Origin of the sequence: Nocardia puris, from assembly GCF_036051655.1 — a bacterium.
GTDB classification, from domain to species: Bacteria; Actinomycetota; Actinomycetes; order Mycobacteriales; family Mycobacteriaceae; genus Nocardia; species Nocardia puris.
Window position 1 is genome coordinate 4932990 of sequence record NZ_CP107943.1, and the last position, 25478, is coordinate 4958467.

Below are 25478 nucleotides of genomic sequence, written 5' to 3' on the forward strand. Positions count from 1 at the left end.
TCCGTCGCGAGCAGCCGCATGTCGGCTTCCACCGCGTGCAGGTAGCACTGGCACGCGTTGCGTACGAGGTGCACCTGATCGCGGTCCCCGCCGACACCATGGCATCCAGAGACGATTTCCTCGTGCAGGGCACCGTTGTCCGGGTTGTCAGTCGCTACCGTTGCCGTTGCGGCCTCGGGGCCAGCCGTGTGGGTTCCGGTTGCCGGGCAGCGGCAGAGCGTGCACGTGGTGTGCGGCGGCCACCGCCGCGCGAAGGCGCAGAATCTCCTCATGCTGCGCGGCCAGCCGTGACAGGGCTTCGACACGGAATCCTCGCAGCGAAGCGACCTCTGCGTCCCGGTCGCGGACGCGTTGCCGCAGCGCGCTGACCTGGTCGGTGAGGCGGTCGATCTGGGCGTCGCGCGGATCGACGATGACGCCGGTCTCGCGCAGTTGGTCACGGCGCCGTTCGAATTCTTCCTTCAGGTGCAGGTAGGTGGTGTAGAGCGCGGCGCGGGTGACACCGCCGGTGGCCGCGAGGGTCGTGACGTCGCACTTGCCGCCGGGCGGGAACTGTCCGCGCAGCAGCCGGTCCATCGCCGCGCGGATCGCTGCCTCCTTCTGCGCGCGGGTCTGCTCGGTGAGCCGTGCCACTTCTAGTGCTCCTCGGTGCCGGTGCCCGTCGGAGTGGTGTCGGTGTCGGTGGTTGTGCCGGTCGGGGTGCCGGCGGCGTCGATGCCGGCCAGGACGCGCCGGGCGCGGTCGAGTTGCGCCTGCAGGCGGGTGCGCTCGGTGGTCTGGGTGCGGCCGAGGGTGCCGAGGAACACAGTGGTGGTCTGCACGGCGTGTTCCCAGACGGGCCGGTGGCAGGGGTGGTGGGTGGCCTGCGGGCAGCGGGCCGAGTCGCACATCCCGACCAGCGGCCGGTCCGCGGTGGGGGTGCCGGCCAGCCGCAGGCACAGGGCCTTGCCGGGGTCGGTGAACCAGCAATAGTTGGCCACCCCGAGGTGCAGGGTCTGGGCGCGTTTGGTCAGCATGGTCCGCAGTTCCTGGTCGTTGAGGATGATCTTCGGGGCGGCGCGGTGGGCGTCGGTGAGCTGGCCGTCGATGGTGTCGAAGAACGCGATCAGCTCGCCGGCGTGCGGTCCGGCCGGGCGGATGCCCTGCTGATAGTTGGCGATCTCGTCGACCAGGAGGTCGAGGTTGCGCCGCTGTTCCTCCTGGCCGACCTCGGCGAGGAACTTGGCCTGGGCGCCGCCGGGCCGCCCGGCGTAGCCCTCGGTGGTCACGACGCTGATGTGTTTGAGCGCGACCTTTGCCGCGAGCAGCCCGCCGGGCCGGTAGGCCAGCTCGATCGCGAGGGTGCGGCGCAGCATCCGCAGCTCCACCTTGCCCTCGGGGATCGGGGCGAGGCCGAGCCGGTGCCCGGCCGGGCCGTTGACCCACTTGCGGAAGGTGCCGTAGGTGCTCTTGAACGCGGTGCGGCCGAACAGCGGCGTGCCCGGCTCGGTGTCCGGGTCGAGCAGCTGTTCGGCGAGGGCGACGGCGCGGTGGACCTCGCCGATGACCACCCACTGGTCGGGTTCGCCGCCGTGGCCGCGGTGCTTGAGGACCTTGCCGGCCAGCCGGTAGCGGACCAGACCGGGCGCCTTCTCCTCGACCGGCAACCGGCACCCGACGACGAGCTCGAACAGTTCGCTAGCGCGCATGCCAGTGGCCGCGGCAATCACCAGCAGGCACGCGGTGCGCACCACGTCGACCAGGCTGCGGGCGTGCCGTTCGGACAGCGGCAGCGTCCACGGGATCTCACCGGTGTTGTCGGCGCGGGCCACCAGGGCGGCGTTGCGGGCGTAGGGTTCTTCCACCCCGACGGCGGCCACGGCACGTTCCAGGGCCGGCCGCAGGGCCGGGAGCCAGTCGGTGCGGAAGTGGCCGATCCCGGCGTCGACGGCGACGTCACGCAGCGAGATCTCCCACAACGGGTCCGCGGCGTCGGTGTACTTGACGATCTGCGCGACCCGCGCGGGCATCCGGGTGAACGGGCGTCCCTGCGCGACCCGCGCCTCGATCGCGGCCAGCAGCCGGTCCAGGCCGGGGTTGCGCGGCTCGGGCAGCCGGCCGATGCGGGCGCGTTCGGCCTGGATGTGGCCGGTCAGTGTGGCCACGTGCGGGCCGATGATGTCCACCAGGTAGAGCGCGGCGGCCAGCATCGGCTGGAGGAGCTCGCCGGGCACCGGAGGTGTGCTGTTCTCCGCGGGTGTTGTCAGCCCGGCCACAGCGACCGCGGCCCGGCCGCCGAACGGCCGGAACCCTGGCCGGTAGCGGTCAGTACTGAACAGGTCCCGGTACTGGGCCAGGCCGGTGATCACCTGGGCGGCCAGGTTGACCGCGCTGCGCCGCACCACCAGCGCGCCGTCCGGGTCGCCGCCGCTGCGGCGGTAGGCCAGGTAGGACTCGCACACGTGATCATCCACCTCGGCGAGCGTCCGCACGCCCTGGTCGGTGAGCCAGTTGAACCAGCGGATCAGCTCGTACTGCTTGTTGGTGCAGCCGTTCACGGTGCGCGGTACCCGGAACGCGCCGGGCAGTTCCCGCACCGCCGGATGCGTGGGCACCGTGAGCGCGACCAGGTACTCCTTGGCCACCACCCGCCAGCGCGGGTTGCGGATCGCGGCCAGGTTCCACCGCTTGTGGCACTCGGGAAGGTAGGCGGCCAGGTTGGTGACCGGGTTGAAGTCCCACACGTCCTGGTCGAACACCGGGCCCCGGCTGCCGGGCGGCACCCGCAGCCCGATCACCTGGCAGAGGTCCAGGCCGGCGAACGGCGACCCCGCGGCGATCACGTCCGGGGCGGCCGGGGCGGGGGCGGTGGTGTTGGTGGTCATGGGGTGGTGCGTTCCTCCGGGAGCAGGGGCAGTTCGTTGTCGGTACCGCCGACGTCGGCGGCGGCGCGGGCCAGCAGGGCCGGGTCGCGAGCGCGGAAGGCGGCGAGGATGTCGTCGATGCGTTGCGCGTAGGGGCCGAACAGCGTCATGAACTGGGCTGCGGGCAGGTGCTGCCATTGGCGGGCGAAGAACGCCTGCAGGCGCAGCAGGTTCACCGCGTGCCGCGGGGTGAACAGGGCCAGCGGACACAGCAGGCACACCCACGGCCGCGCCGGGCACGGCTTGCCCTTCGGCCCGTGCAGCCCGGACAGCTGATCGGCGCACGCCGCGACGAACACGTCCCGACCGCTGGTGGTGACCAACTCGGCCAGCGTGGCGTCATCGGCCCCGAACCGGGACACCGCCTCCGGGAACCGGTGCACGAGTTCGGCGGTGGCCTCGGTGGTGAGCACGACCGGCGGGTGGGCCTTGCGCAGCAGATCCGCTTGACTGTTCTCGATGATCGTCTCGATCGCATCCCGCTGGGCGGGCGTACTGGCGGTCAGGTAGTGGTCGCCCTCCACGGCCGGGGTGTGGTTCGGGTCGACGGTGGCGCGGGTGCTGCCGAACCACGACGTGCGGTCCCGCAGCGACAGGAACGTGGTGCGGATGCGGCGGCGGTCGATCCGCAAAGGGGCGCCGTCGTCGCCGACCAGCGCGATCCCCGCCTCGGCCAGGGCGGGGTGGTCACGCTGGGCCCATTCGAGCACCTGCATGGTGTTGACCGGCTCGGTGATCACCTGGCCGTAGCGGCCGGGCACGTAGCGGGTCCACAACCGGTTCCGCTCCGGTTCCGGGGCGCGGGCGCGGGTCAGCGCGGAGTGGGTCAGCCACTGCTCCAGCAGCCGCACCGCCCGGCGGGTGAGCGTGACGCTCTCGCTGCCGGCGCGGCCCTTCAGGTAGTCCAGCAGCACGGTGGCATCCCCGGCCCAGTCCAGGTCCTCGATCCCCAGCGCGTCCAGGCCGTCCGGCACGATCCCGACCACGCAGCCGAGCAGCAGCAGGTAGGCCAGCGTGGGGTTGGTGTCGACGAACAGCGCGGTCCGCGCCGCCGGCAGCCAGGTCGTACACGCCTGCGCCGCCGACCTGCCGTGCTCGGCGCGGAAGTCGGTCCAGGTGACCGGGCCGTCCTGCACCAGCAGCCAGCACAGGTTGTCCAACGACCAGCCATGCGCGCGGGGATCGCGGCCCCGTCCGGCCGCGGCCAGCGCCGCCCGGTGCTCGGCAAACGAACCCTTGATGATGGCCCGGCACGCGTCGTGCAGCCGCCGCCATTCGGTCTCGGTGTAGGGCTGCAACGGGCGCTTGTCCCGGCGGCGCAGCGGGTTGAAGTGCCGGCCGGCCACCAACTCCCGCACATCCGGGGCCAGCACACCAAGTTCAGTGTCCAGCGCTGCCAGCAGGCGGCGGGTCTTGTACTCCCGCGCATAACCGGCACCCATCCAATACTCGGCCAACCGCGCCCGCGACAACCTGCCCGCCCCACCAACATGACCCCGTTCGGCCAGCTCCGCGGTGAACCGGCGGATCGCGGTCACGTACTGCGGGAACGTCTTGATCTCGTCGATCAGCCCGTGCGGATGGACCAGGCCGATCAGGCCGATCACCAACTCCCGGGCCAACTCCGGATTGCAGGTCGGGCCGATGTGGACGGTCGCGCGGGTGCGGCGGGCAGTGGACACGAACTCGATGCCCAGCGGTTGCTCGATCAACGTCGCGGGCATCAGACCGCCATCCCCTCGTCCAGACCAGCGAGGTCACCGAGGTCATCGGGGTCGTCGGCGAACTCGTCGTCTGCCTCCTGCTCCGCCGCGTCCGGTTCCGCCGGGCCGTGGTCACGGCCCGCGCGGTCGTAGGCGTCGCGATAGATCCGGGTCATGTCCAGCCGCCGGATGTAGGTCTCGGTGGTCAGCACGCTGGAGTGACCGAGCAGGTCCCGCAGCACGTCCAGCGGGTCGGTCGTGGACAGATACAGCACCAGCGCCGCATCCGCGTCGGTGTCCTGGGCGAGCTGGGCGACCTTGGCGTAGTAGCCGCTGACCAGCCGCTCCAACGTGCGGATCGCGAACGTGTGCCGCAGCCGGTGCGGATGCACCCGCGGGAACCGCGGCTCGAACCGGGCACGGACCCGCGCCGAGGCGCGGTCGAACACCGTGGCCCACGCGGTGAACGGCCCGCCGTCCGAGCGCACCGCCACCAGCATCGAACCCCCGTCCGGGCCGACCAGACGCAGCCGCTCCGCCGGGCGCAGCGCCGCCCACCGCACCCGCCGGCCGTTCACCCGGCCGCCGACCGGGTCGACCTCGGTCACCACCAGCGGCCCACCTGACCTGGCCGGCGGCTGCCAGGCCGAGCCGTCCACCGCCAGCGGACGCGCCAGCTCCATGTAGCGATGCACCCCGGCCAGTGCCTCGTAGGAGATCCAGGTGGTGCGGTACTTGCTGCCCTTGGTCACCCCGGCCGGCACCGGGAATGGGATCGGCAGCGTGGTGGGCCGCGGCGGCACGGCGGGAATCTCCGGCACCAGCAGGTAGGTGAACTCCTGGCGGCGCAACCCCGTCGCCAACGCCAGCTCGCCCATCGCGGCGTTGCGGGCCAACTCCCGACCGCGGTAGCCGGTGTCCTCCGTACCGTCCGGCGCCAACCCGGCCAACCCGTTGACGAACAGGTCGGCAAAGTCCGGCTCCAGGTACTTGATCGTCACGTGCGGCTTCGCCCGGCGCCGCATCGCCAGGTTGACCCGCAACTGCCGAACCTGATCACCGTAGATCGTCCGGGCCTGCGCATAGGTGAACGGCTCAACGTCGGCATGGTCCTCGGCCACCGCCCACCGGTAGAACACCGCCAGCACACTGACGTGCCGATCCCACGTCGACGCCTCGAACCGCGCCTCCAGCGGTCCGCACGCTCGATGCACCGCGTACGCGCTCAGCGCCTCTTTGAGCCGACGCCGCTCGTCGAACATTCGCACGCCGCGTTCGGTGAGGAACTCCAGCCACGGCCGCAGCACTCGCGCGTACGACTCCCTCGACGCCGGCGCCCGGCACCCGCTGGACGGCAACTGTCGCAACCACCGGTTCACCACCGCCGCCGGCCGCGGGCCGGTCGCGTCCTCGAACACCAGATCGTCGTCGACCAACACCGGCATGCCGTCCGGGATGACCGGCCGACACGCCACGTCCCACGACTCCCACCCGGCCGAGGAGAAGAAGATCAAATGCACGAGGTTGTACATACAATCGAGACAAGCCGGAGTGCAACACGGATGTCACCCGATCGAGTCCGCTGGAGGTCCTATCGAGACACTGCAACAAAGCGGAGAGAAGACATTGCCGGCAGCAGGACTTCGGCCACCAGACACCGAATCGCCCGAACAGATAGCCTTGGCATCGTTCGCGAGACCAGCCCGCGGCATGGATGGGGTAGATCGGGTGGCGCAGCCCGTTCCAGGTGATTACGGCATCGCGGCGAAGGCGACGTTCCTCGTCGGCACTGTAGCCGATCGCATGAAGATACGGACGGAATCCGAGACCGTCCCGGCGCCAAACATCAAGTGGGACACCCTTCGCCTTGGCCGAGCACGATCGACCTATCAGTGTGGGAAGCACACCATTGCGGCGGTGCTCCTCGCTGAGCGCGAAATAGCCGCCCTCGGCGGCATCCGGATGCAAGCGCGTCGGAAAGCGCGTGTCTTGGAGGACGACAATCCCATCGGCGGCGCTGGGCCCAGCTCTCGCGACCTCTACCAGCCGAATACCGTGATCCCGCAGGATCGGCAGAACATGCGCGACAACCAAGTCACACGTACTCGACCACTCGTCGCCGGTTTGCGCGATCATCACCACAAGGTTCGACAAATCATCGACGAGCTCCGGTGGCCTGAAACCCGGTTCCCCGATCATTCTCAGCAAGCCGGCCGTACTCTCCACACCCATGCCATAGGACCAGCAAACCGGTGTCGGGCCTTCATTGAAAAGTGAAGGTAGACAGAATAATCCGTCCTGATCTGTGGACATGCAGGCACTCCTTTCGCTCATGCAGCCGAACCGGTGCGGTGGGCTGCGGACCGGTGTGACACGAGCAAGTCACACGGCGTGATGGTCGGTGACCGACAGCGGGAATGGTGAGGTTGCATCGAGCGGAAAGGCTTGTCCCGGTTCTCATGTTGATAGCTGTGACGGCCAGCGCAGGGAACGCGCTTTGGTCGGTTCGAGTCCGCAGACCCGGTAAGCGGCATGGCATCGAGGGCGTCGCCGTAGTCATCGATGCCACACCCGTGCACCGTTCGCCGCGGTGCACTCCCGGCACCAACTGGCCGCGCGGACATAACTAGAGGCGCCGTCGCGTCGGCACGAACCCGCTCCCTTTTTGAATGTTCCGCACGCGGTCAGCCCCTCCCACAGCCGAGTGCCCCATGTGTTCGTGTACTCCCGGAGGGCTACGATCTTGTGGCATGGAATTCCGTCGATATATCGGTCCAGCGTTACGTCGCGGAATCTTCCGGTGGTCATTGGGAAGTCCTTCGTCGAGGGTTGCCGAGCGCGTGACCGTAGGCGGTCATTCGGTCACGTCCCATCCGGTGGTGTCGATGCGGGTACGCGAGAGTGTGCATCGACCGAGACGCAGCGGTTCGCCCTCGGCCGCAAGAGGGCCCGACACCCCGTTCAGATTCGGCGTGATGGGCGAGTGCGTGGTCAGCGAATCATGTTCGCTGGAGATCGGCGGGGCGGCGAAGGTGTACGAGTACGGTGCGGATCTTCGTGCCGGAGGCGGAGAAGGCATCGGACGGGAGTTCCTCGTATCCGCCGTAAGAGGCGATGAACTCGCGAACGTTCCGAAAGTCGCGGTCTGCCCGGTATGTGACACCCGAGGGAACTACGGCCAGGAGTTGGCCTCCGTCCACCAGCAGGTTCCATGCTGCATAGAGGTGGTCCATCCAGACCGTCGGACGCCTGGGCAGCGCGAACGGTGGATTCATCACCACGCACGAAAACTGTTGAATCGCTGTAGCGGCGAAACGTTCGAAGGTGGTCGCTTCGACGGTCACGCGCGGATCGTGTCCGAGGGTGGCGGCACGCTCAGGTTCGGGCTCGACCGCGGTGACACGCACGGTAGGATTGGTGTGCAGGATCGCCCGAACGAGCGCGCCGTCTCCCGCGGAGGGCTCGAGAACTAGCTCGCCGGGCTCGAGCGCGGCGATTTCGGAGTGCTCGCCCGCGACGATTCGCATGGCCAGCTGATCGGGTGTGGCGAAGTTCGCTTCCAGTACCTTCTTGACGGTGTTCGGGGTTCTTCCCGTCGCGACCGCTGCGGCGATAACCTCGGTCGGGTCATCGGCGAATACGTGAGCCTGTTCCCGGCGGCTCCACTTGCCGCCCATGGTTTCGATGATCCTGTTGATCTTCTTGTACTCGGACTCGCTCAGCCGAGTCGGAATAATCAGATTGTTTCCCGCGATTCGTGACTGGGCGAGAATATTCCGCGCGAATTCGGTGACGGTGACAGAAGTTCTTACGGCCATTGACGATCGCCTTTCGGTCTGGCGGGAAAGGAGCTGCGGACCGCAGAGCCGCGCATTCGTGCATGTGGTGCGTGACTCGCCGGTGGGTAGGCGCCGTTCGCATCGAACGGCGAGGAACCCGTCCGTTCGACGGCGTCGGTTCGTGCTGGGGTGTCTCGCGGGCTTCCGGTCAGCTGAAGTCCGCGAAAGTGTTGTCGGGCAAGTACTTCGGCCCCCAGGGTCGAAGATGCGGTGTATGCAGAGAACGGCGCGGCATGCCGCACAGCGGTGAAGGTGGCGCCACGAGGCCCGGTGAGGGTGGCGACGAAGGTGAGCATGTCGACGGTGTATGTGGTGGTCTCGATCGTGACCGTTTCGGTTGCCGGAGAAGGCATATCGGTCATGGCGTGCTCATGCTGGTGACGGGTGTGGAGGACGTCGCAGACAACGTGCGGGGCCCGGCAGGCGGCAGATACGAGCGCGGTTGTCGCGGGCGTACGGGGTGGACCGCGGCGACGACGAACCCACGCGGGCGCGTGCGGGCATTTCCGCTGGCAACTCGCGTCAGAATGGGATCGCTCGAGCTGTGAATGCGCCCATGGCGGTGATGTTCCGGGCGATCCGGGTTGCCGTGTCCTTGGACAGTATTGCGGCATGAACATTGCGAGTGGTGGCCGAGCCGTCGGGGGTCAACCGCCCCAGGAGTCGGCCGTCGAGGTCGCGGCAGAGTACGGCGTAGTGGCGATGCCCCTCAGCGGTTTGGCCGCAACGCCACGGGCACTCGCGGCTGCCGGTCCCCGGCGGCGCCTGGGTCGGCTTGTCGACGGTCATCGGTCCACGCTGTCGGTGACAACGAACAGGAGCACGGTTGGCCGGGGTCGGTCGGGGCGCGGGCGGTGCTCTCGGATCGACGCGGTCTCGTCGGCGGATCGGGCGTCGGCGCAGCTGCCGCAGTATCCCTCCCAGCCCTCGGCGTCATCGAGGAGGTTGAGGCAGTCCTCGGTAGCGCAGTAGTACAGCTGGCGCCTGTTCTCCAACTCGGCGACAGGGCCGTCGCTGGGGCGGACGCTTCCCTCGGTGATGCTGCCGTTGTCATCGAGGACGTTCGGGACGGTCCACACCTTGCGGTAGGACAGCGATGACAGGTGGGTCGACAGTGGCAACGCGGAGCCGCTGGTCAGTTGAACATCCCCGCCGCACGGTTGCAGCTCCTGGCCGAAATGGTCGTTCTCGAGCATCTTTCGAGCAGCGGCCTCACTCGGCGCATTGATGATGAGGGTCACGACGGCGTAGACGTCGAACGTGTACTCGGGCATGGGAGTTTCCTCGGGTAGTCGGGGCTCGGAGACTGGTGGGATCACCTGGGTACGGGGGTCAGCGACGGGTGCGTTTCGGGTCTGCGCCCGCGCATGCGGTTGAGCGCGGGCGTCGTGGCGACGTGCAAGCCGCCCGCAGCGTCGAGGGCAGCAGGCCGAACGAGCCGGCCGACAGAGAGGGCCGCTGGATAGGCTCCGCCGGGTTGGCGACATCTGCCGCAGTGGCCGCCGAGTTCGTGCGGTGTTTCGCGGAACTCCGGGCAAGAGCCGACCTGGGCCACGGTGTGTCGGCTCGCCGTCAAGATGGGGCTGCTGCGTGTCGCGGCCGCGGTCGGTGGGCAGATCGAGCAGTTCGCGGGCGGCGCGGGTGGCCGATGGCAAGTTCCGATGGGATCGCTGAGTGCGGTCGACGCAGGTGACGAGGACGCTCTGGACGACTTGCTCGGCCCGGACGTGACTGTAGTGCCGCGAAATTGGGCGGACTGGTTGGCGAACAAGGGGTCGAAACGCGCCTGGGTGCTTCTGAATGAGTTGCGCACATACGGATTTCGTCATCTCCCCAGTCGGCGAGGGTATGGCGAGCGGACCGAGCAGGCCGGATACCGGCTGGTCGAGGACGGTGAGCAAGGGAGGCAGCGCACGGTTCGGTGCTGTGTCTCAGGCACTCGGGAATGGTGACTCAATCGTAAACGTGCGTGCACCTGAGTTCGGTTGGGGCGTTGAGGTTTCCGGTCATCGCAGCGTGCTCGGCCGGGCATGGCTGGTCTCGTTCGAGAGTGCTGGTCGTGGTCTGCCCGAGGCCGGGGTCACGCCCGGATCGGTCCCAGGTCGACATCCAGGTGGGCGGCCATGTTGATCGCGTTGTCGGCCAGCCGCCGCAACAGGGCGGGGCGGATTCCGTGGCTGAACGCGCGGTGGAGCAGGTCCGCGATCGCGTGCTGGTCGTCACTGTCGAGCGCGGCGTCCACGGCCATGCCCGCCAGCGGCCCCCCACCTTGCAGGTATGCGTTGTAGGCGAAAAGCGCTGCCGTTTCGGCGCGGTCGCTACCGGACAACGCCCGCGTCATCGCACTCCACAAATGTTGTGCGGGGCCGGCATGATCGGTAACAGCGAACGCGAACATCATGTCGCGGACGCGTCGGTCCCGCAGCACGGCGGCGACAGCGGCTATGTCCCGCGCGGCGGGTCGCGTATTGGCGTCGAGAGTCGTGATCACACGCAGCACGCGTTGGAGCGCATCACGGTGGTAGGTATCGAGATCTCCGCGTTCGAGTGCGGCTGCCCGCCAATCTTGGTCCGCGGACACCTCATCCGGCAGGACGGCGGCGACCTGGGCCGCTGAGTCCGCGTCTCGGGCAAAGATCGCAGCCAGTTCGTCGCGGGTGCGGTGGATCGTTCCGCCGTTGGCCACGCGGGTGGCCGCCACGATCGAGGCGCCCGGATCGGGCAGCTCGCCGTGGCTGCCGTCGACCAAACTCCACCAGCGCTCACCGGCCGCGATCGCCCGCACCGCCCACGCGTTGGCCAGCCGCACCCCCGCGCGGCGCGGCGCGGCGCGTCCATCACCGCGTCGATGAACGCACACCACGCATCGGTACCGCCGCCCGGCTCGCCACGGTAATGCGATTCATCGAGGCGGTCGTCGACGAGAAGGGCATCCACGTCGGTCCCATCGGCCGGGCACAATCGCGTGATGGCCGCCGCGAGCTGCGCGGGCACGCTCGGGCGGCCGAGGTCGAGATCGAACTGCACGACCACCTCGATCGATGCGCTCGCTCGCCCGGCGCGTGGTCTGTCGTAGATCGCGATCACCAGGGACCGCTCGGGCACGAATCCTACGTAGCCCGGGACTGCCGCGATGAACTCGCCTGCCTGACTGACATGCAGACGACGGTGCTGTGTCCCTTCGGGGTTGCTGAACATGAGATTGTGCCTCCGTGGTCGAGATATCGGAACGGACATCAGAACCCCGCCCGCCGAGTCGGGTTGGACAGGTGACCACAGCGGGCGCGGGGCGAGTTCGGTGGACCGCCGGACCCGGAGCAAGAGGGCGAACCGACAGACGGTTTGGAAATTGTTGTGCGGAGCCGAAGTTCAATGCGAGGAGGGTGCTGCCACGCCGCAGTGAGTGGGTCAGCACGAGCGAGATCACGGACATGGAGGTGAGCACGTCGATTGCCAGGATAGGGTTGATTTCCCAGGTCGCTGTGTGCATCGGCATGGACTTCTCCTACTGAAACCGGGGAAGCGGGGTCGATGCCGGGCGGCTGGTCATAGGCTACGGCGGTGTCCATCCTCCGGTCGTGCCTGGTTCGGAATGCACATTCCATGGTGAATTCGGCGCTGAGCCTGTTCATCGGGTTCGGCTCCCTTGTGCTGGGGGGACGGGGCTTGCTGGTGTGGTCTGTGGGCTTTCGGGCTCGGCGTTCGGGTGGGCAAGTTCGGTGAGGATGCCGGTGACCGCGTCGGCACCGAGGTGTTCGGTGAGCAGTCGTAGTTGCGCGGTCAGACCGTTGTTGTTCGTGTCGGCGGCGTGCTGGGCTGCGGCGTCGTGGGTTCGGTCGTAGATGTCCCAGAAGTCCGCGGCGCTGGTGTTGTTGACGACCTCCGCGGCGTGGGTGTGCACGGTCTCGTAGACGGTTTCGTCGAGGTCGATCGAGTCGAGCCCGAGCGCGAGGGCGTGCTGGGCGAGGCGGTCGATATTCGGGTCGGTTCCGGTGCGGGTGTTCATGGGCGGTCCTGAAGTAGGCAGGTGCGGCCGGTGATGTGGTCGGTGGCGCGCCGGTAGCTGATGGGCTGGTGGTGGCAGAGGTGGCCGCGGATCTGGGCGTGGCGCATGCGGTGGACCCCGGATGGGTGGGGGTGCCAGGTGGTGGTGATGATGGTGGGCTCATAGGCGCCGTCGGGCCGCCAGTAGATGTGCAGGGTGATGTGTGGCTCGCTGTAGCCTTCGCCGGGGAAATGGTCGAGCCGGTAGTTGCGGCGGTGCTGGTCGGCGAGATCGAGCAGGCCGCGCATCCGCGGCGGGGGCACGAACGGCCCGGTGTCCTCCTGCTGTTCGGCCGTGGTGGTTCGGTCGTGGCGCTGGGTGCGCGGAATGAGGGTGTCGAGGGAGTCGACGGGCAGGACTCGCCCGCCCGTGGTGCGCACGGCCCACCACGGGGTGAGGTCTGCGTTCAGTTCGGGGGTGATGCGGGCGATGGTGACCTGGCCGGCGAGTCCGGCGGCGTGACGGATCTGGTCGCCGGGCCGCAGGTCGCGCACCGCGACCATCTCCCGCGCGGCGGGGGACGTGGCGTCGGTGCTGGTCAGAGCGTTGATGTCAGTGGTCATTGGGCGCTCCTGCGGAGTTTCGGGCGTGGTTGTGGCGGCCGTCGGTGCCCGCGAGGTCGTGCCAGGCGGATAGGCCGGTGTGCACGCCGACGCAGGACGCGGGGGTGCCGGGGTGGTCGGGGCCGGTGTCGGTGTCGGCGGAGTGGTCGGACTTGACCAGAAAGGCCGAGGGGCCAAAGGTGTACGCGGACAAGGCCATAGCCAATTCCCTGTCCTGCGGTGAAGGAACGCTCACGGGCGGCGGCACTGGCGCCTGCCGGCGCGTGGAGGCTTCTCCGTGGGCCGCGCGGTGTATCAGGTACCTACATCAGCTGGTCGAGCATCGATTCTTCGGCCCTACGACGCGCCACGTCTTCAGTCGATACGCCGTGTCCGAGATCGACAATTGCGCCATCGCGTTCGACCTGCCACGTCCACCCGGCGGGAATCTCCGCATCACCTCTGCGCCGAAAAATGACCGATGCCCGGAACCGACGGATCGTCAAGACCGAGAGCGAGCCGCTGCCCAGGTGGACCCATTCCGCTTTCGCCGCGATGCGCTGCTCCATCAGCCGCGCGAAGGACGCCCGGAGATCGTCAGGCAGGTCGTCGAGCAGGACTCGCGTCTCGATGTCGCCCAGCTCGGCGTCTAGCGAGGGACCTCGCCCATCTGGCTCGCCGACGAACTCGGGCAGCGGATTCGCATCGCTCGACGCGGCAGCGGCCCGCAAGATTCTGGCCGTCGAATGACGGCCGTCGACGAAGCAATCCTCGTCCGCTCGATACATCCTGCGCGTGAACCGAACGCGTCGGCCGTCAGTCGCCAGCCGGATGTTCCGACGCCCGATCACCACGACAGTGGTGCGCTCCAGCTTCGCCAGATGGCCTCGCTCATCCACGTACTGGACCTCGACAACAGCGCCGGGCACCAACCACTCGGGCACCTTGTATAGGGGCCTAGGTGGCGGGGCCGGCTGAAGCGGATCGCCCAGCGACTCGACCTTGAGGATCAGTTGCCGGAACCGGTGATAGCTGACGCTGCGACCCTGCTGCCGCTCGACTTCCCGAACTCGCTCGCGTAGCTGCCTCAGCGCTTCGGCCACGCTGTCGGGCGACCCGGCGAACGTGGCCGTCTCCTCGCCGAGGTCGACGAGGCAGGGAAGCGCGCACCGATGCTCGTCCAGCACGCGCACAGTCATAGGAGTGAGCCCGGAGATCATGAACGACGAATCAGTCACGTGACCACCTCCATGTTTAGACGACCGCCATCAACCGGCAGACTAGAACGATCGCGGCTATCGCGACGACGTGATCGGCGTGGGTTCTTGTCCGTGCGGGTGATCATGCACTTCGGCCTGAGCAAAGACTTCGCCGCGCCCGGACCCGCGCCGCGTACAGGGTCATGCACCCTCACAAGGCGCCCAACTGCCGCGCATCGCCGGAGCCGGGTAGCTCACGAGGTGCCAGATCAACCGGCGTACGGGCACGGTAGACGTAAGCGAGGCTGATCGTATTCCTATCCGTACGAACGGATACGGGTGTAGAGCGTCCATCGTCCAGGGCAGGAACGCGGTCCAGTTCCCGGCAGGCATGATTTGGCCGCGCTGGTCAACTGGCGTTGTGGACACCGGGCAGAGCAGGGCTTGGACTCTGGCTGTTCTCCCGGACGGGCATGTGGCTGGCTGGTTCACTCAGTGGCGTTGAAGCTGTGCACGATCGCGCTGATCGCGTCCGGAATACCTGAGTGCGGAATCGCGGCGTCCAACCGGTCCATCTGCTCGGCCGTCAGCGGTTTGCCTGCCCAGGCCTCAGCTTGTGACTTCGTGATCAGTTGCCACGGCGGAACCGATTCCAGTGCTCCGGAGCCCACCATTTCTTCGATCCAGGCGGCCGGGTTGGAGTGCGACAGCGTCTCGTCCCACAACTGGTTAGCCCGTGATTTCAGCTCGATCACATCCTTGAGCTTGAGGTTCATGGAGGCGGTCAGCGATTCCATGACACTCGGGGTGAATGCACCGGCTGCGTCGAGTTCGGCGATGAGGCGCGCGAACTGAACTGTGCTGTTGGTCCACATTGTCGGCTCCTGGGTATTTCCGGGCAGAGGATCGGTGATCGGGGTCTGGGAACGCTCGGCACCGCATTCGTGCGGGCGAGTGCGGTGGCGTTGCTGATAACGGCAGCTTTCGTCGTGCTCGATGGGCTGTCGGCGGGCACCGAGTGCGACGTCCCACATCTGCGGCGCAGTGCGGGGCGCCCACGTTCGGCCGTAGGATACGGAGAAGGACGAGGGGTCAGCGCTGCGGATCAGGTTGAGACATGTCCAAGCCCCGCCATGATCGACGCGGCGAAGCTAGCCACGAAGCCATCGACAGAGCCAACCGACTGCGCGAAGTGTCGCGTTCCCGGATCAGACGGTCACGCGACCGTGAGAAGTCCATCACAGTCGAAGCAAAGAAGTACTTCGCCGCTGGGGACGCCATCAGCGCGATCGAGCATCGCCGTGATGCCGCGATAGCCCGATTAGAGCGCCAGATCGAAGAGCAGCGAGCGACGGCAGCCGGGGAGATCTTCCATCTTCTCGAGACACAAGCAGCGGCAGTTCGGACTATTCGGGAACTGGAGCCAGACGATGACGCGGTGGTCGAGTTGCTGGAGACGCCGCTGAAAGCCATGAGACAGCTTCTGGCACGCGTCGACAGAGAGCTGAAAGCACGGACCAAGCCGTCAACGACGCCGACCGAACCCGGCCCCGCGATGGCCCCCAACAATCGTGGGCGATCGTCATGACGACAGTGAACGACGTGTCAGCAGTTCAGGCGCCCGCGGTGATCGAACCATCGGCAGTGAGCGTGGACCGCCGACACAATTCGATCGTCGCGATTGTGACAGGTGCCTCGAGGAGTGCGTTGCATTTGACAGGCGCTCGAACACTTGATGCTGGGTACCGGCCCGCTGACAGGGATCGGCGCGGGCACCTTGCCGCAGAATGACGCGTCGTTGGTCTGGTTGGCTGGGTAGGCGCCGACATGGGCTGTGGCTCGATCTGTGAGGATTGTGCGTGCTCGATTCACCTCATTCGCAGTACGGCTCCGCCCGCTCGACGGAGCAATAACTGGGTCACGCGTTCGTCTCAACAGATGAATGGCAGCTCGCCGACGAGTTCGGTAACGGGAGGCCGCTGACCGGGACCATTCCGATGCAGCCCAGCTATTCGCGTGGTTCACGATGCCGCTCCCGTGTGGCGCGCACGGCCAGCCAGGGACATCGGAAGTCCTAAAGCGAGGCGTGTCGGCCGCTTCAACCTACGAGTTCCCCGCTCGCACGACAACGAACTCGGCGCGGAAAGGCGAATCGAGCGACGCCAGGCGAGTGCGTGCTCCGGTCTGCGACCAAATTCTCATCTCGATCACGCGGGGGCGGCTGGTCGATGCGGCCGATCGAGGCGACGCCGCCGGTGCCGCGCGGCTGGTCTAGATGCCCGAGACCACGACGAATTGGCCCGGAGGGGTGTGCGGCTCGCCAGCCGGCATGCCCCGAACTACCCCGGGCGCGCACCGCGGTTCGATACACCAGCCGATCCGTCACGCTGACCTCATGCCTCGCCTCTGCGGCCCAGGCCGAGTAGCCGAGCCGCGCGCGACGCGACCGAGCAAATGTTCGGCAACCGGAGTTTGGATGACCTCGGCGCATCCTTCGAGCGGGCCGACCGAGGGCATCACCGCGGTTGCTCACCCGTCGGCGAATCCGGTGTGGCACACTCTTGGCACACCGGACGCGCATGGACCGAGGCGCGCGGCGCATTCCCCCAGCAGAAATATCCTCTGACCAGGGCCTTCCCGGCGAATTGCGTTCGAAGGTCGGCCTCGGACCCGCTGGTGTGTAAAACCAGTGCTCTACCGCTGAGCTATACGTCCGGGCCGCCGGTGGGCCGACGACAATCGGCCATGAATGTACCGTGACCAGGCAATCGTCCTCAAACCGCCAGGTCAGGGCCGTCCCGGCGCGCCGGGAACAGCCGGAGGGGCACCGCGGCGGACGGGCTGGCCGCGAACGCGGACATACCGGACGCCCGGTTCCCCGGTCAGTCGCTGTAATCCGACCGCGCGCGTTATCGGGGACTTCATCCGGTGGATGCCTGTACGGCAGACAATGACCGCAGCCTGACCTGGTCACCGAGAAGTCCGCCGAACGGCGGAGGAAGTGGACCAGAGGCATGTCTCGAATCTCAGCCAGGCGTTTCGGCGTCGTCACCGTAGCGGCCGTCGCCGCACTAGTCGTCTCCGCGTGCGGATCGGGCGACGAGTCCGATCAGGCACAGCCACTGGTCTTCGCCGCGGTTCCGTCCGAGGAGTCGACGAGCTTGGAGCAGGGGTACGCCCCCATCATCGCGATGCTGGAGCAAGAGACCGGACGCGAGATCATCTTCCAGAACGCCACCGACTACGCGGCGGTCATCGAAGGCCAGCGGGCGGGCAAGATCCATTTCGCGCAGTACGGACCGTTCTCCTACGTGCTCGCGAAGAACTCCGGCGTCGAAACCACGCCGATCGGCGCGTTCGTGGACGAGCCGGGCGGCAAGCCCGGGTACCAGTCCTACGCGATCACCAAGTCGGACTCGCCGGTGAACTCGCTGGCCGACTTCCGCGGTAAGAGCGTGTGTTTTGTCGATCCGGCTTCCACCTCGGGCTATCTGTACCCCTCCGCGGGTCTGCTCGCGGAGGGCATCGACCCGAAGAATGATGTGAATCCGGTGATGGCGGGCGGGCACGACGCGTCCGTGCTCGCCGTGATGAGCGGGCAGTGCGAGGTCGGCTTCGCCTACGACACGATGGTGGACAGCGTGCTGATCGAGAAGGGTCAGCTCGCGGAGGGCGATGTGAAGGTCGTGTGGAAGTCGGAGGTGATCCCCGGCTCTCCGTTGGCGATCAGTTCCCAGCTCGATGCCGATCTGCTCGAGACCATCACCAAGGCGGTTCACGAGAAGGGCAACGTCGACTACTTGATGGCCAACGGCTTCTGCACCGACCCGTGCGACATCGGTGAGGAGAACGGCTGGGGTTACACGCCGGTCGACGACGCCCTCTATGACGGTGTCCGCAAGGTGTGCGAGACCACCAAAGACGAGAAGTGCGAGTAGCCATGGCTGTCGAACCGGGCGTCGTCGTCGAATTCGACGGTGTGACCAAGCGATTCGGGCAGCAGGCCCCGGCGCTGGACCGGGTGTCGTGCACTGTGCGCGCCGGCGAAGTAGTCGTTCTGCTCGGGCTGTCCGGATCAGGCAAGTCGACGCTGCTGCGTCACGTCGACGGTCTGGTCGCGCCGAGCGAGGGTACGGTCACCACCTTGGGTGTCGATGTCGGCACGGCACGCGGGCGTGAACTGCGCGCGCTGCGCACGCGAGTGGGTTTCGTATTCCAGCAGTTCCACCTGGTCGCAAGCCTGACCCTGTTGGAGAACGTGTGCACGGGCGCGCTGGCGTCCTTGCGCGGACCGCGCTTCGGCCTGATCACCTACCCGAGGTCGGTGCGGCTGCGAGCACTCGAGAATCTCGACCGGGTCGGCCTCGCCGACCAGGCGTTCCAGCGGGCCGACACGCTCTCGGGCGGACAGCAGCAACGCGGCGCGGTGGCGCGGGCGCTGATGCAGCAGCCGGAGATCCTGCTCGCCGACGAACCGGTCGCCTCCTTGGACCCCGAGTCGGCCGATCAGGTGATGCGCCTGATCGCCCGCATCAGCGCCGAGGACAACCTGACGGTGCTGTGCAGCCTGCACCAGGTCGAGCTCGCGCTCACCTGGGGCGACCGGGTGATCGGACTGCGGTCGGGCCGAGTGGTGCTGGATACGCCGACCGGTGGCCTCAGCAGGGACGCGGCAATGGCGGTGTACGCCAAGGTCGCGGTGCCCGGGCCGGTGCTGGCCAAGACAGGATGACCATGCGCGTGGAGTCGTCGTCGCGGACCCCGTCCGCGGCGACGCTGAAGCGACCTGGTCCCGGGTCGACGGTCGCGCTGATGGTCGCGCTCGGCGTGCTGGGAGCGGGGATCTGGTCGGTGGCCGATCTCGGCATCGAGCCGTCCACCTTCGTCGACAGCGTGCACAACGCCGTCGATTTCAGCAGCCGGATGCTTCCGCTGGACTTCCCCGGCCTCGGTGAACTGGCGACCCTGACCGGGCAGACGCTGGCGATCGTGCTGTGCGCCACGCTGCTGTCGGTACTGTTGAGCATTCCGGTCGCGGTGCTGGCCGCCGGAAACACGAGCCTGTCGCGGTCCTCTCGATTCGGGGCCCGGGCGCTGATCGTCGCCGCCAGGGCCGTCCCCGATGTCGTGCTGGCGATCATCTTCTTCCGGGTGTTCGGTTTCGGCGCGCTGGCCGGTGTGCTGGCCATGGGCATCCATTCGGTGGGCATGGTCGGCAAGCTCTACGCCGATGCGATCGAGCAGATCGACGAGGGTCCGCGCTCGGCGGTGCGCGCCACGGGCGCGAGCCGGTGGCAGGAACTGGTCTCCGGGGTGCTGCCGCAGGTGATCCCCGCCTTCGTGGCGACAGGTCTGCACCGATTCGACATCAACCTGCGAATCTCGGTGCTGCTGGGGTTCGTCGGTGTCGACGGCATCGGACTGGCCATGGCGACGGCGTTCCGCCGCCTGGACTACCAGCGTGGCATGGCGCTGGCGCTGGTCGTGTTGCTGGTGTGCGTCCTGGTGGAGGTGCTCAGCGGCGTGATCAGGCGGGCCGTGCTGTCCGCCGAGGGCACGGCCGGCGGTGCCGCGCCGCGACCGGGCCAGGTCACCCCGCCGTGGACGGCGCGGCGGATTCGCCGGACCGTGTACGCGGGTGTCACGGCGTTCGTCGTGCTCGCCGCGATCTGGGGAGCGGACCTGTCACCGGGACAGTTCTTCGGTTCGCTCGGCGATCTGGGGCAGACCGTCGGCCTGTTCTGGCCGCCGGAGACGGGCGGGATCTTCGACGCGCTGCTCGCGGACTTGCTGATCACCATCAAGATCGCGCTGGCGGCGACGCTGATCGGTGCGGTGCTGGCCTTCGTCATCGGGTCGCTGGCGGCCCGCAATGTCGCCCCGACACCGGCGATCGCGCAACTGTTCCGCAATATCATCGTCGGCGTGCGCGGGCTGCCGGAACTGGTACTGGCCATCGTGTTCGTCGTGATCACCGGCCTGGGACCGGTGGCGGGCGCGCTCGCGTTGGCCATCGGCACGATCGGGTTGCTCGGCAAACTCACCGCCGACTCGCTCGAGGAGGTCGATCCCGACATCGAGCACGCGGTCCGTGCGACCGGAGCCGGTCCCTGGCAGGTGTATTTCGGGGCGACACTGCCGCAGGCGGCGCCCGCCTTCGTCGGCAACCTGCTCTACCAGCTCGACGTGAACATCAGATCGGCGACCCTGCTGGGCATTGTCGGTGCGGGTGGCATCGGCTTCCATCTGCTCAACGCGACCCGTGTGCTCGAGTTCGGCGTGGTCACCACGGTGATGCTGATGGTGTTCGCCACCGTGATGGCGGTGGAGCTGCTCGCGTTGTGGTTGCGGCGGGTGGTGCGGTAGCGACGCGGACCCGTCCGGGCCCGCGATCGGCCGAAGGCCGCACTCGGCACGGTGCCGACCGGGAAACAACTTGCTCAGTTGTTCACCTCCCGCGTCGGCGCCGTTCCGATGAGCGCGGTTGTCCGGACAAGCGCGCGGCGCAGTCTGTCGGCATGACATCGAGCAGGTATCTCGCGATCGCCGAAGAACTCGCGCGGGAACTGGAATCGATGGCCCCCGGGAGCCGGGTGCCGAGCGAGAACGAGATCGCCGCGCGGTTCGGTGTCGGCCGGGCCGCGTCGCGATCGGCATTGCAGGAACTCGAGCGCAGGCTGGTGGTGCGCCGCATCCAAGGTGCCGGCACCTTCGTCAACCGGCGTATCGACTACGTCATCTCCGGCAGCAGACCCCCGTCCTGGCACGCCACGGTGTCGGCGGCGGGCGCGCGGCCCCGCGCGATGGTCAAAGCGATCGACCGGACGCCGCTGCCTCCGGACGTGGCCGCCCAGTCGGGCCTGCGCCGCGGCGCTCCGATGCACCGGATAACCCGGGAGTTCTACATCGATGACCTGCTGGCGTCCTGGGTCACCGAATGGGTCCCCGTCGCCTCGGTGCCGGAGCTGGAAACCGCACTGCACGTGGTGGATTCGCTGGACGCGGTGCTGCGTCAGATGGGCATGGTCGCACCGACACGCGCCTGGTGCCGGGTGGGTGTGGATCTGCCACCCGCCGACGTCGTCACGGGGTTGCGCATGGAGAGCTGCCAGCCCGCCTGGCGGGTCGAGAGCCTGAGCTGCGATGGGGAAGCGGGCCCGCCGATCATGTTCAGCCGCACGTGGACTCGCCTCGACGCGGTGCGTGTCGTGGTCGAGATGGACAACCGGGCATCCGACTGCGGGTGCCCGACGAGAGGAAGGTGGCAAGACCATGCTCAGCCGTGAGGAGCGCGCCGAGCTCCTGGCCGAAGCCGACGCCGAGGCGCTGATCGCCCTCGCCGACGCGTGCCTGGCCGACGGCGCGCCGTTCCAGGTGCTCTCCCCGCCCGAGGTGGGGTCGGTGGCCGCGCAGGTCGCCGATCCGGTCGCGGCCGACCGGTTTCTGCTCGGGGACATCCTGGCCTGCCGGGCCGAGGTGGAACTGGACGGGCACCGGGGGTGGGCGATGCGACTGGGTGACGAGCGCGCCGCGGTGCTGGCCGCCGCCGTGCTGGACGCCGAGGCGCTCGCCGGCCGCGCGCAGGCGGCCGCCGTGGATGAGCTCTGCGATCGCGTGCGGGAGCGGCGCCTGCGCGCCGAGGAGCGGGAGTGGGCCGAACTCGCCCCCACCGTCGTGGAATTCGAGGAGCTGACATGACGACCGCCACGCGGATCGCCGCGGCGGCCCTGAGCCCCGACACGGCCCACACGGTCTTTCGTACCGTGCTCGACGCGCTGGCCCGGCCGGGAACGGTCGTCGAGCTGCCCGAGGCCGCGCTCCCCGCGCCGCTGCTCGCCGTGAGCGCGCTCGCCGACCACGGCACCGGGATACACATTCTCGGTGCGGATGCGGCGGCGTGGACCGACGCACTCCGGGTCACCACGGGGGCGCCCGAAGCCGCGCTCGGGACGGCGCGCCTCGTCGGTGCGTTGCGTCCGTTGTCGGGGGCGGAACTGACGACGCTGTCGCGCGGGTCGGCGGCGGCGCCCGAGCGAGGCGCGCTGGCCGCTGTGCCCGTCGCCGCGTTGGACGGCGGGGTGCCGCTGCGGCTGAGCGGGCCCGGGATCGACGGCGTGGCAGAGCTCGCGCCGCTCGGATTGCCAGGGGACTTCCTCGCCGCGCGTGCCGAGGCTGTCGCGGGTTTCCCGGCGGGCGTGGACTTGCTGCTGGTCACCGCCGACGGCCGGATGGCCGGGTTGCCACGGACGACGGTGCTGTCGGCGCCCGGTCCGCATGCCGACGCCGCCGTGGATGGACGCGGATTTCCCGCGCGAGCACAGGAGGATTGATGGGATACTCGGGCGCACGCGGCGGGCTCGCCGCGATTCTGGCCGCCGAGCGGCTGGTCGAGGACAAGCGCGAGGTTGCCGCCAGGGAGATGCCGGCCGGTACGGTCGCCGCGACCTTCCGGCTCGGTGTCGATCGTGTGATGGGGGAGGCCGGCCTCTACCACGAGGCGACCGCGGGTGCGGCGTTCCGCCAGGCCGAAGGCGACACGATGGAAGCCACCCATCTGGTGCGCGCGCACCGGTCGCGGCTGCCGCGGCTGGCGACGAGCGAGCCGATCGATCCGGACGAGATGACGGTGCTGCGCCGTATCGTGCCCGCGTTCCGGGAACCCGACGGGCCGCAGTTGCTCGGCCGGACAACGGATTACACCGCACGCATGCTCGACACCGGCGAGGCTCGCGAGTCCGTCGCCCAGCGGGCGCCGGGCGCCGCGCCCAGAGCCGCGACGCCCGGCGTACGACAGCCCCGGCGGTTCCTGGACCAGCTCCGCAAGATGGACCTGGTGGTGGAACACCGGGGGGAGAACGGCGATCCCGAGCCCCACGACATCGCTCGCACCCCCGCTCGTCCGCCCGCGCCGCGCTCCGCGGTGCTTTCGGCCATGGCCCGCGCCGAGACCGGCGGCCTGGTGGGGCTGTGGTATCGGTCGATCCTCGGCCCCGACGGAGACATCCACGAGGTGACGCTGGGAGAGGTCAGGCACGGCTGGCTGCCGCTGCGGGTGCGCCATCCGCACACCGGCAATCCCGTGACCATCGGCAGGTTCCGCGCCACCGAGGCCGAGGCGATCGAGGATCTGGACGGCGCGGAGGAGGATCGCGCTCGCTTCGACGTCGGATACGGATTGTGCCTGGGCCACAACGAGCGCAAGGCGATCGCGATGGCGAATCTCGACATCGCCAATCGGCGCTTCGGACGCACCGGCCCATTGGAACAACTGCTCCTGATGACCACCGATGGGCTGGACTCCGCGGGCTTTCTGGAGCACCTCAAGCTGCCGCACTACGTGACCTTCCGATCGATGGTCGAACGCAAGCAGGCGATGCGCGCCGACGCGGACGCCGATCGGCGCCGTGCCGAATCGTGGGGAAGGACCTGCCGATGACTGTCCTCGACATCATGGAAACCCTCGACGCCGCGGCGGCGGTCCCCGGACTGCTCGACGAGGGCGCCAAACGGGAGATTCGTCGCGCGGTGCTGACCGCGGTGTGCGTACCCGGGTTTCAGGTGCCGTTCGGTTCCCGGGAGATGCCGGTGGCGCGCGGCTGGGGTTCGGGAGGTCTGCAGGTCACGCTGGGGGTGATCGGCGCTGATGACACCGTGAAAGTCATCGATCAGGGCGACGACGCCGGCGTGAACGCCACGAATCTGCGCCGTTTGATCGCGAGCAGCACCGGATGCGCCTCGACCGCCGACACCAGGGAGGCGACCGTCATCCAGTCGCGGCATCGGGTGCCCGAGGAGGACTTGGGCCCCGAGCACCTGCTCGTCCTGCAGGTTCCTGTTCCCGAACCGTTGCGAGGAGTGCAGAAGTCGGTCTCGGAGTGCGGGCGGATGCACGCCGAAGGGGACTACGCGATGATCTGGGTGAGCTTGTACGAGGATCTGGTCCGCAACGGGCTCATCACGCAGTCCACCGGATATCCCGTGCTGGTCGGCGGCCGGTACGTCATGGCCACCACGCCCATCCCGCGCTGGGATGTGCCCAGGCTGCATCAGGCGCGGCACCTGACGTTGTTCGGCGCGGGCCGGGAGAAGAAGATCTACGCCGTGCCCGCGTACACCGATGTGCGGCCGCTCAGTTTCGACGACGTACCTTTCGAGGTCGAACACGCGCCGGGCGCGGTGTGCGGGCGCTGCGGCCGCGACGACGCGTTCCTGGTCGAGGCGGGCCCCGACGGTGGGTACGCGTGCAGCGATATCGAGTGGTGCAGCCGTGTGCGCGACGGGGACGCCGACGTCGAGGCCCACCGTCGTCGCGCGCCGCTGTCGATGCTGCCCGACCCTCAGCGGCGACTGGCAGTCCCCGAGACGCGCGCGTCCGCGGCTCCCGCGCGCCGGCGCGCCACGCCGGGGACCGAGTGGGCCCTGCGCGTGCGGTCGCTGGGCAAGGTGCACGGCCTAGGTGGCGCCGACGCCGTAGCGGGCACCGGACCCGGCTACGGCACCTCGATCAGTCCGGGCACCGGCGCCATCGTCGCCGCCTGGGACGTGTCGTTCGACGTCGCGCCCGGTGAAGCTCTCGGCGTCATCGGCGAGTCCGGATCGGGGAAATCGACTGTACTCAGCTGCGTGATCGGCGATCAGGCCGCGACCGCCGGTGAGGTCTATCTGCGGGCGGTGGACGACGGGCGAACGGATCTGTCGACCTTGTCGATGAGTGGGCGGCGGGCGCTGCGCGTGGACCAGATGGCCGTGGTGCATCAAGACCCGGCCGCCGGACTGGACCTGCGGATCAGCGCGGGCGGCAATATCGCAGAGCGCCTGACCGCCGCGGGCTGGCGCGGCTACCACGCGATCCGGCAGCGGGCCGCCGAACTGCTCGACCGCGTCGAAGTTCCGCTGCGCCGGATGGACGATCCGGTCGGCACCTTCTCCGGCGGCATGCGCCAGCGGGTGCAGATCGCCAAAGCTCTCGCCACCGAACCGCCGGTGCTGCTGCTCGACGAACCGACCACCGGACTCGACGCGTCGGTCGCGGCCGGTGTGCTCGACCTGCTGCGGGAACTCCTCGCGGAGCGCGACGTCGCGGCGGTGGTGGTCAGCCACGATTTCGCGGTCATCGAGGCACTCACCGATCGCTGTGTCGTCATGCAACTGGGCCGGGTGGTCGAGACCGGGCTCACCGATCAACTCGTCAACGATCCCCACCATCACTACACGCAGCGGTTGGTCGCTGCGGCCAGGAGGTGACGC

The 25478-nt window shown here is 68.5% G+C and carries 23 protein-coding genes, 1 tRNA gene and 1 pseudogene; 10 read left to right on the forward strand and 15 right to left on the reverse strand.

Annotated elements, in window-relative coordinates:
• Window positions 1-147: 147 nt before the first annotated feature.
• Genes OHB21_RS22820 through OHB21_RS22835 form a run of 4 tightly spaced genes read right to left on the reverse strand, consistent with a single transcriptional unit; the run spans window position 148 to window position 6138 of the window.
• Window positions 148-633 carry a hypothetical protein gene (locus OHB21_RS22820; RefSeq protein ID WP_195126770.1) on the reverse strand — a complete coding sequence of 162 codons (486 nt, stop codon included), beginning with the start codon at window positions 631-633 and terminating at the stop codon, window positions 148-150.
• 2 nt (window positions 634-635) lie between these two features.
• Window positions 636-2864, reverse strand: a complete 2229-nt coding sequence (locus OHB21_RS22825) for a site-specific integrase (protein ID WP_104897513.1) — start codon at window positions 2862-2864, stop codon at window positions 636-638.
• The gene (locus OHB21_RS22830) at window positions 2861-4627 is read right to left on the reverse strand and encodes a hypothetical protein (protein ID WP_195126769.1); all 1767 of its coding nucleotides are present in this window, start codon (window positions 4625-4627) and stop codon (window positions 2861-2863) included. Before OHB21_RS22830 ends, OHB21_RS22825 begins: the two co-directional genes overlap by 4 nt.
• Window positions 4627-6138 (reverse strand): tyrosine-type recombinase/integrase, encoded by a 1512-nt coding sequence (locus OHB21_RS22835; protein WP_228801701.1) that lies wholly within the window; start codon window positions 6136-6138, stop codon window positions 4627-4629. Before OHB21_RS22835 ends, OHB21_RS22830 begins: the two co-directional genes overlap by 1 nt.
• A 196-nt stretch (window positions 6139-6334) precedes the next feature.
• Between OHB21_RS22835 and OHB21_RS22840 the strand changes: the two genes are divergently transcribed.
• Complete coding sequence (locus OHB21_RS22840; protein WP_328435971.1) at window positions 6335-6883, forward strand: hypothetical protein; 549 nt, start codon at window positions 6335-6337, stop codon at window positions 6881-6883.
• A gap of 722 nt (window positions 6884-7605) precedes the next feature.
• Here the strand turns inward: OHB21_RS22840 and OHB21_RS22845 are convergent.
• The 10 genes and pseudogenes from OHB21_RS22845 to OHB21_RS22890 all read right to left on the reverse strand — a co-directional run bounded on the left by OHB21_RS22845 (window position 7606) and on the right by OHB21_RS22890 (window position 15106).
• Window positions 7606-8424, reverse strand: coding sequence for a class I SAM-dependent methyltransferase (locus OHB21_RS22845; protein ID WP_195126767.1), 819 nt, complete (start codon window positions 8422-8424; stop codon window positions 7606-7608).
• The gene (locus OHB21_RS22850; RefSeq protein ID WP_195142216.1) at window positions 8415-8807 is read right to left on the reverse strand and encodes a hypothetical protein; all 393 of its coding nucleotides are present in this window, start codon (window positions 8805-8807) and stop codon (window positions 8415-8417) included. The genes OHB21_RS22845 and OHB21_RS22850 overlap by 10 nt, the downstream gene beginning before the upstream one ends.
• 160 nt (window positions 8808-8967) lie before the next feature.
• Complete coding sequence (locus tag OHB21_RS22855) at window positions 8968-9234, reverse strand: hypothetical protein (RefSeq protein WP_195126766.1); 267 nt, start codon at window positions 9232-9234, stop codon at window positions 8968-8970.
• Window positions 9231-9719: a hypothetical protein gene (locus OHB21_RS22860; RefSeq protein ID WP_195126765.1), complete on the reverse strand. Its 489-nt coding sequence runs from the start codon at window positions 9717-9719 to the stop codon at window positions 9231-9233. The genes OHB21_RS22855 and OHB21_RS22860 overlap by 4 nt, the downstream gene beginning before the upstream one ends.
• Window positions 9720-10525: 806 nt before the next feature.
• A pseudogene (locus OHB21_RS22865) lies at window positions 10526-11682 on the reverse strand (DUF4192 domain-containing protein).
• 391 nt (window positions 11683-12073) lie between these two features.
• Complete coding sequence (locus OHB21_RS22870) at window positions 12074-12451, reverse strand: hypothetical protein (RefSeq protein WP_195126763.1); 378 nt, start codon at window positions 12449-12451, stop codon at window positions 12074-12076.
• Entirely contained in the window at window positions 12448-13053 is a 606-nt protein-coding gene (locus OHB21_RS22875; RefSeq protein ID WP_195126762.1) for a hypothetical protein, read from the reverse strand. Before OHB21_RS22875 ends, OHB21_RS22870 begins: the two co-directional genes overlap by 4 nt.
• Entirely contained in the window at window positions 13043-13252 is a 210-nt protein-coding gene (locus tag OHB21_RS22880) for a hypothetical protein (protein ID WP_195126761.1), read from the reverse strand. The genes OHB21_RS22875 and OHB21_RS22880 overlap by 11 nt, the downstream gene beginning before the upstream one ends.
• Before the next feature lie 103 nt (window positions 13253-13355).
• Complete coding sequence (locus OHB21_RS22885) at window positions 13356-14270, reverse strand: hypothetical protein (RefSeq protein WP_195126760.1); 915 nt, start codon at window positions 14268-14270, stop codon at window positions 13356-13358.
• A gap of 449 nt (window positions 14271-14719) precedes the next feature.
• Window positions 14720-15106 (reverse strand): hypothetical protein, encoded by a 387-nt coding sequence (locus OHB21_RS22890; RefSeq protein ID WP_067513942.1) that lies wholly within the window; start codon window positions 15104-15106, stop codon window positions 14720-14722.
• 242 nt (window positions 15107-15348) lie between these two features.
• On the opposite strand from OHB21_RS22890, the gene OHB21_RS22895 reads away from it, so the two are divergent.
• Window positions 15349-15819 (forward strand): hypothetical protein, encoded by a 471-nt coding sequence (locus tag OHB21_RS22895; RefSeq protein WP_147265853.1) that lies wholly within the window; start codon window positions 15349-15351, stop codon window positions 15817-15819.
• Between the two features lie 1035 nt (window positions 15820-16854).
• Here the strand turns inward: OHB21_RS22895 and OHB21_RS22900 are convergent.
• Window positions 16855-16945: transfer RNA gene (locus tag OHB21_RS22900), tRNA-Val, on the reverse strand.
• 300 nt (window positions 16946-17245) lie between these two features.
• Here OHB21_RS22900 and OHB21_RS22905 point away from each other — a divergent pair.
• From OHB21_RS22905 to OHB21_RS22940, 8 genes are all read left to right on the forward strand, one after another.
• Complete coding sequence (locus OHB21_RS22905; protein WP_067513943.1) at window positions 17246-18169, forward strand: phosphate/phosphite/phosphonate ABC transporter substrate-binding protein; 924 nt, start codon at window positions 17246-17248, stop codon at window positions 18167-18169.
• Between the two features lie 2 nt (window positions 18170-18171).
• Window positions 18172-18963, forward strand: a complete 792-nt coding sequence (phnC, locus tag OHB21_RS22910; protein WP_067513944.1) for a phosphonate ABC transporter ATP-binding protein — start codon at window positions 18172-18174, stop codon at window positions 18961-18963.
• Window positions 18964-18965: 2 nt separating this feature from the next.
• Complete coding sequence (gene phnE / locus OHB21_RS22915; RefSeq protein ID WP_195126063.1) at window positions 18966-20597, forward strand: phosphonate ABC transporter, permease protein PhnE; 1632 nt, start codon at window positions 18966-18968, stop codon at window positions 20595-20597.
• 152 nt (window positions 20598-20749) lie between these two features.
• On the forward strand, window positions 20750-21517 hold the full coding sequence (locus OHB21_RS22920) for a GntR family transcriptional regulator (protein ID WP_067513945.1): 768 nt from the start codon (window positions 20750-20752) through the stop codon (window positions 21515-21517).
• Complete coding sequence (locus OHB21_RS22925) at window positions 21504-21929, forward strand: phosphonate C-P lyase system protein PhnG (RefSeq protein WP_067513946.1); 426 nt, start codon at window positions 21504-21506, stop codon at window positions 21927-21929. Before OHB21_RS22920 ends, OHB21_RS22925 begins: the two co-directional genes overlap by 14 nt.
• Complete coding sequence (gene phnH, locus OHB21_RS22930; protein ID WP_195126062.1) at window positions 21926-22561, forward strand: phosphonate C-P lyase system protein PhnH; 636 nt, start codon at window positions 21926-21928, stop codon at window positions 22559-22561. Before OHB21_RS22925 ends, phnH begins: the two co-directional genes overlap by 4 nt.
• Window positions 22561-23667, forward strand: a complete 1107-nt coding sequence (locus OHB21_RS22935) for a carbon-phosphorus lyase complex subunit PhnI (protein WP_067513948.1) — start codon at window positions 22561-22563, stop codon at window positions 23665-23667. The genes phnH and OHB21_RS22935 overlap by 1 nt, the downstream gene beginning before the upstream one ends.
• On the forward strand, window positions 23664-25475 hold the full coding sequence (locus OHB21_RS22940; protein WP_067513965.1) for an alpha-D-ribose 1-methylphosphonate 5-phosphate C-P-lyase PhnJ: 1812 nt from the start codon (window positions 23664-23666) through the stop codon (window positions 25473-25475). Before OHB21_RS22935 ends, OHB21_RS22940 begins: the two co-directional genes overlap by 4 nt.
• Window positions 25476-25478: the final 3 nt, after the last annotated feature.

Coding starts and splice junctions, on each gene's coding strand:
- OHB21_RS22880 (WP_195126761.1), bottom strand. CDS start 13,252: ATGGCCTTGTCCGCGTACACCTTTGGCCCCTCGGCCTTTCTGGTCAAG.
- OHB21_RS22890 (WP_067513942.1), bottom strand. CDS start 15,106: ATGTGGACCAACAGCACAGTTCAGTTCGCGCGCCTCATCGCCGAACTC.
- OHB21_RS22830 (WP_195126769.1), bottom strand. CDS start 4,627: ATGCCCGCGACGTTGATCGAGCAACCGCTGGGCATCGAGTTCGTGTCC.
- OHB21_RS22835 (WP_228801701.1), bottom strand. CDS start 6,138: ATGTACAACCTCGTGCATTTGATCTTCTTCTCCTCGGCCGGGTGGGAG.
- phnE (WP_195126063.1), top strand. CDS start 18,966: ATGCGCGTGGAGTCGTCGTCGCGGACCCCGTCCGCGGCGACGCTGAAG.
- OHB21_RS22925 (WP_067513946.1), top strand. CDS start 21,504: ATGCTCAGCCGTGAGGAGCGCGCCGAGCTCCTGGCCGAAGCCGACGCC.
- OHB21_RS22935 (WP_067513948.1), top strand. CDS start 22,561: ATGGGATACTCGGGCGCACGCGGCGGGCTCGCCGCGATTCTGGCCGCC.
- OHB21_RS22825 (WP_104897513.1), bottom strand. CDS start 2,864: ATGACCACCAACACCACCGCCCCCGCCCCGGCCGCCCCGGACGTGATC.
- OHB21_RS22845 (WP_195126767.1), bottom strand. CDS start 8,424: ATGGCCGTAAGAACTTCTGTCACCGTCACCGAATTCGCGCGGAATATT.
- OHB21_RS22920 (WP_067513945.1), top strand. CDS start 20,750: ATGACATCGAGCAGGTATCTCGCGATCGCCGAAGAACTCGCGCGGGAA.
- OHB21_RS22895 (WP_147265853.1), top strand. CDS start 15,349: ATGTCCAAGCCCCGCCATGATCGACGCGGCGAAGCTAGCCACGAAGCC.
- OHB21_RS22855 (WP_195126766.1), bottom strand. CDS start 9,234: ATGACCGTCGACAAGCCGACCCAGGCGCCGCCGGGGACCGGCAGCCGC.
- phnC (WP_067513944.1), top strand. CDS start 18,172: ATGGCTGTCGAACCGGGCGTCGTCGTCGAATTCGACGGTGTGACCAAG.
- OHB21_RS22860 (WP_195126765.1), bottom strand. CDS start 9,719: ATGCCCGAGTACACGTTCGACGTCTACGCCGTCGTGACCCTCATCATC.
- OHB21_RS22850 (WP_195142216.1), bottom strand. CDS start 8,807: ATGACCGATATGCCTTCTCCGGCAACCGAAACGGTCACGATCGAGACC.
- OHB21_RS22875 (WP_195126762.1), bottom strand. CDS start 13,053: ATGACCACTGACATCAACGCTCTGACCAGCACCGACGCCACGTCCCCC.
- OHB21_RS22940 (WP_067513965.1), top strand. CDS start 23,664: ATGACTGTCCTCGACATCATGGAAACCCTCGACGCCGCGGCGGCGGTC.
- OHB21_RS22870 (WP_195126763.1), bottom strand. CDS start 12,451: ATGAACACCCGCACCGGAACCGACCCGAATATCGACCGCCTCGCCCAG.
- phnH (WP_195126062.1), top strand. CDS start 21,926: ATGACGACCGCCACGCGGATCGCCGCGGCGGCCCTGAGCCCCGACACG.
- OHB21_RS22905 (WP_067513943.1), top strand. CDS start 17,246: ATGTCTCGAATCTCAGCCAGGCGTTTCGGCGTCGTCACCGTAGCGGCC.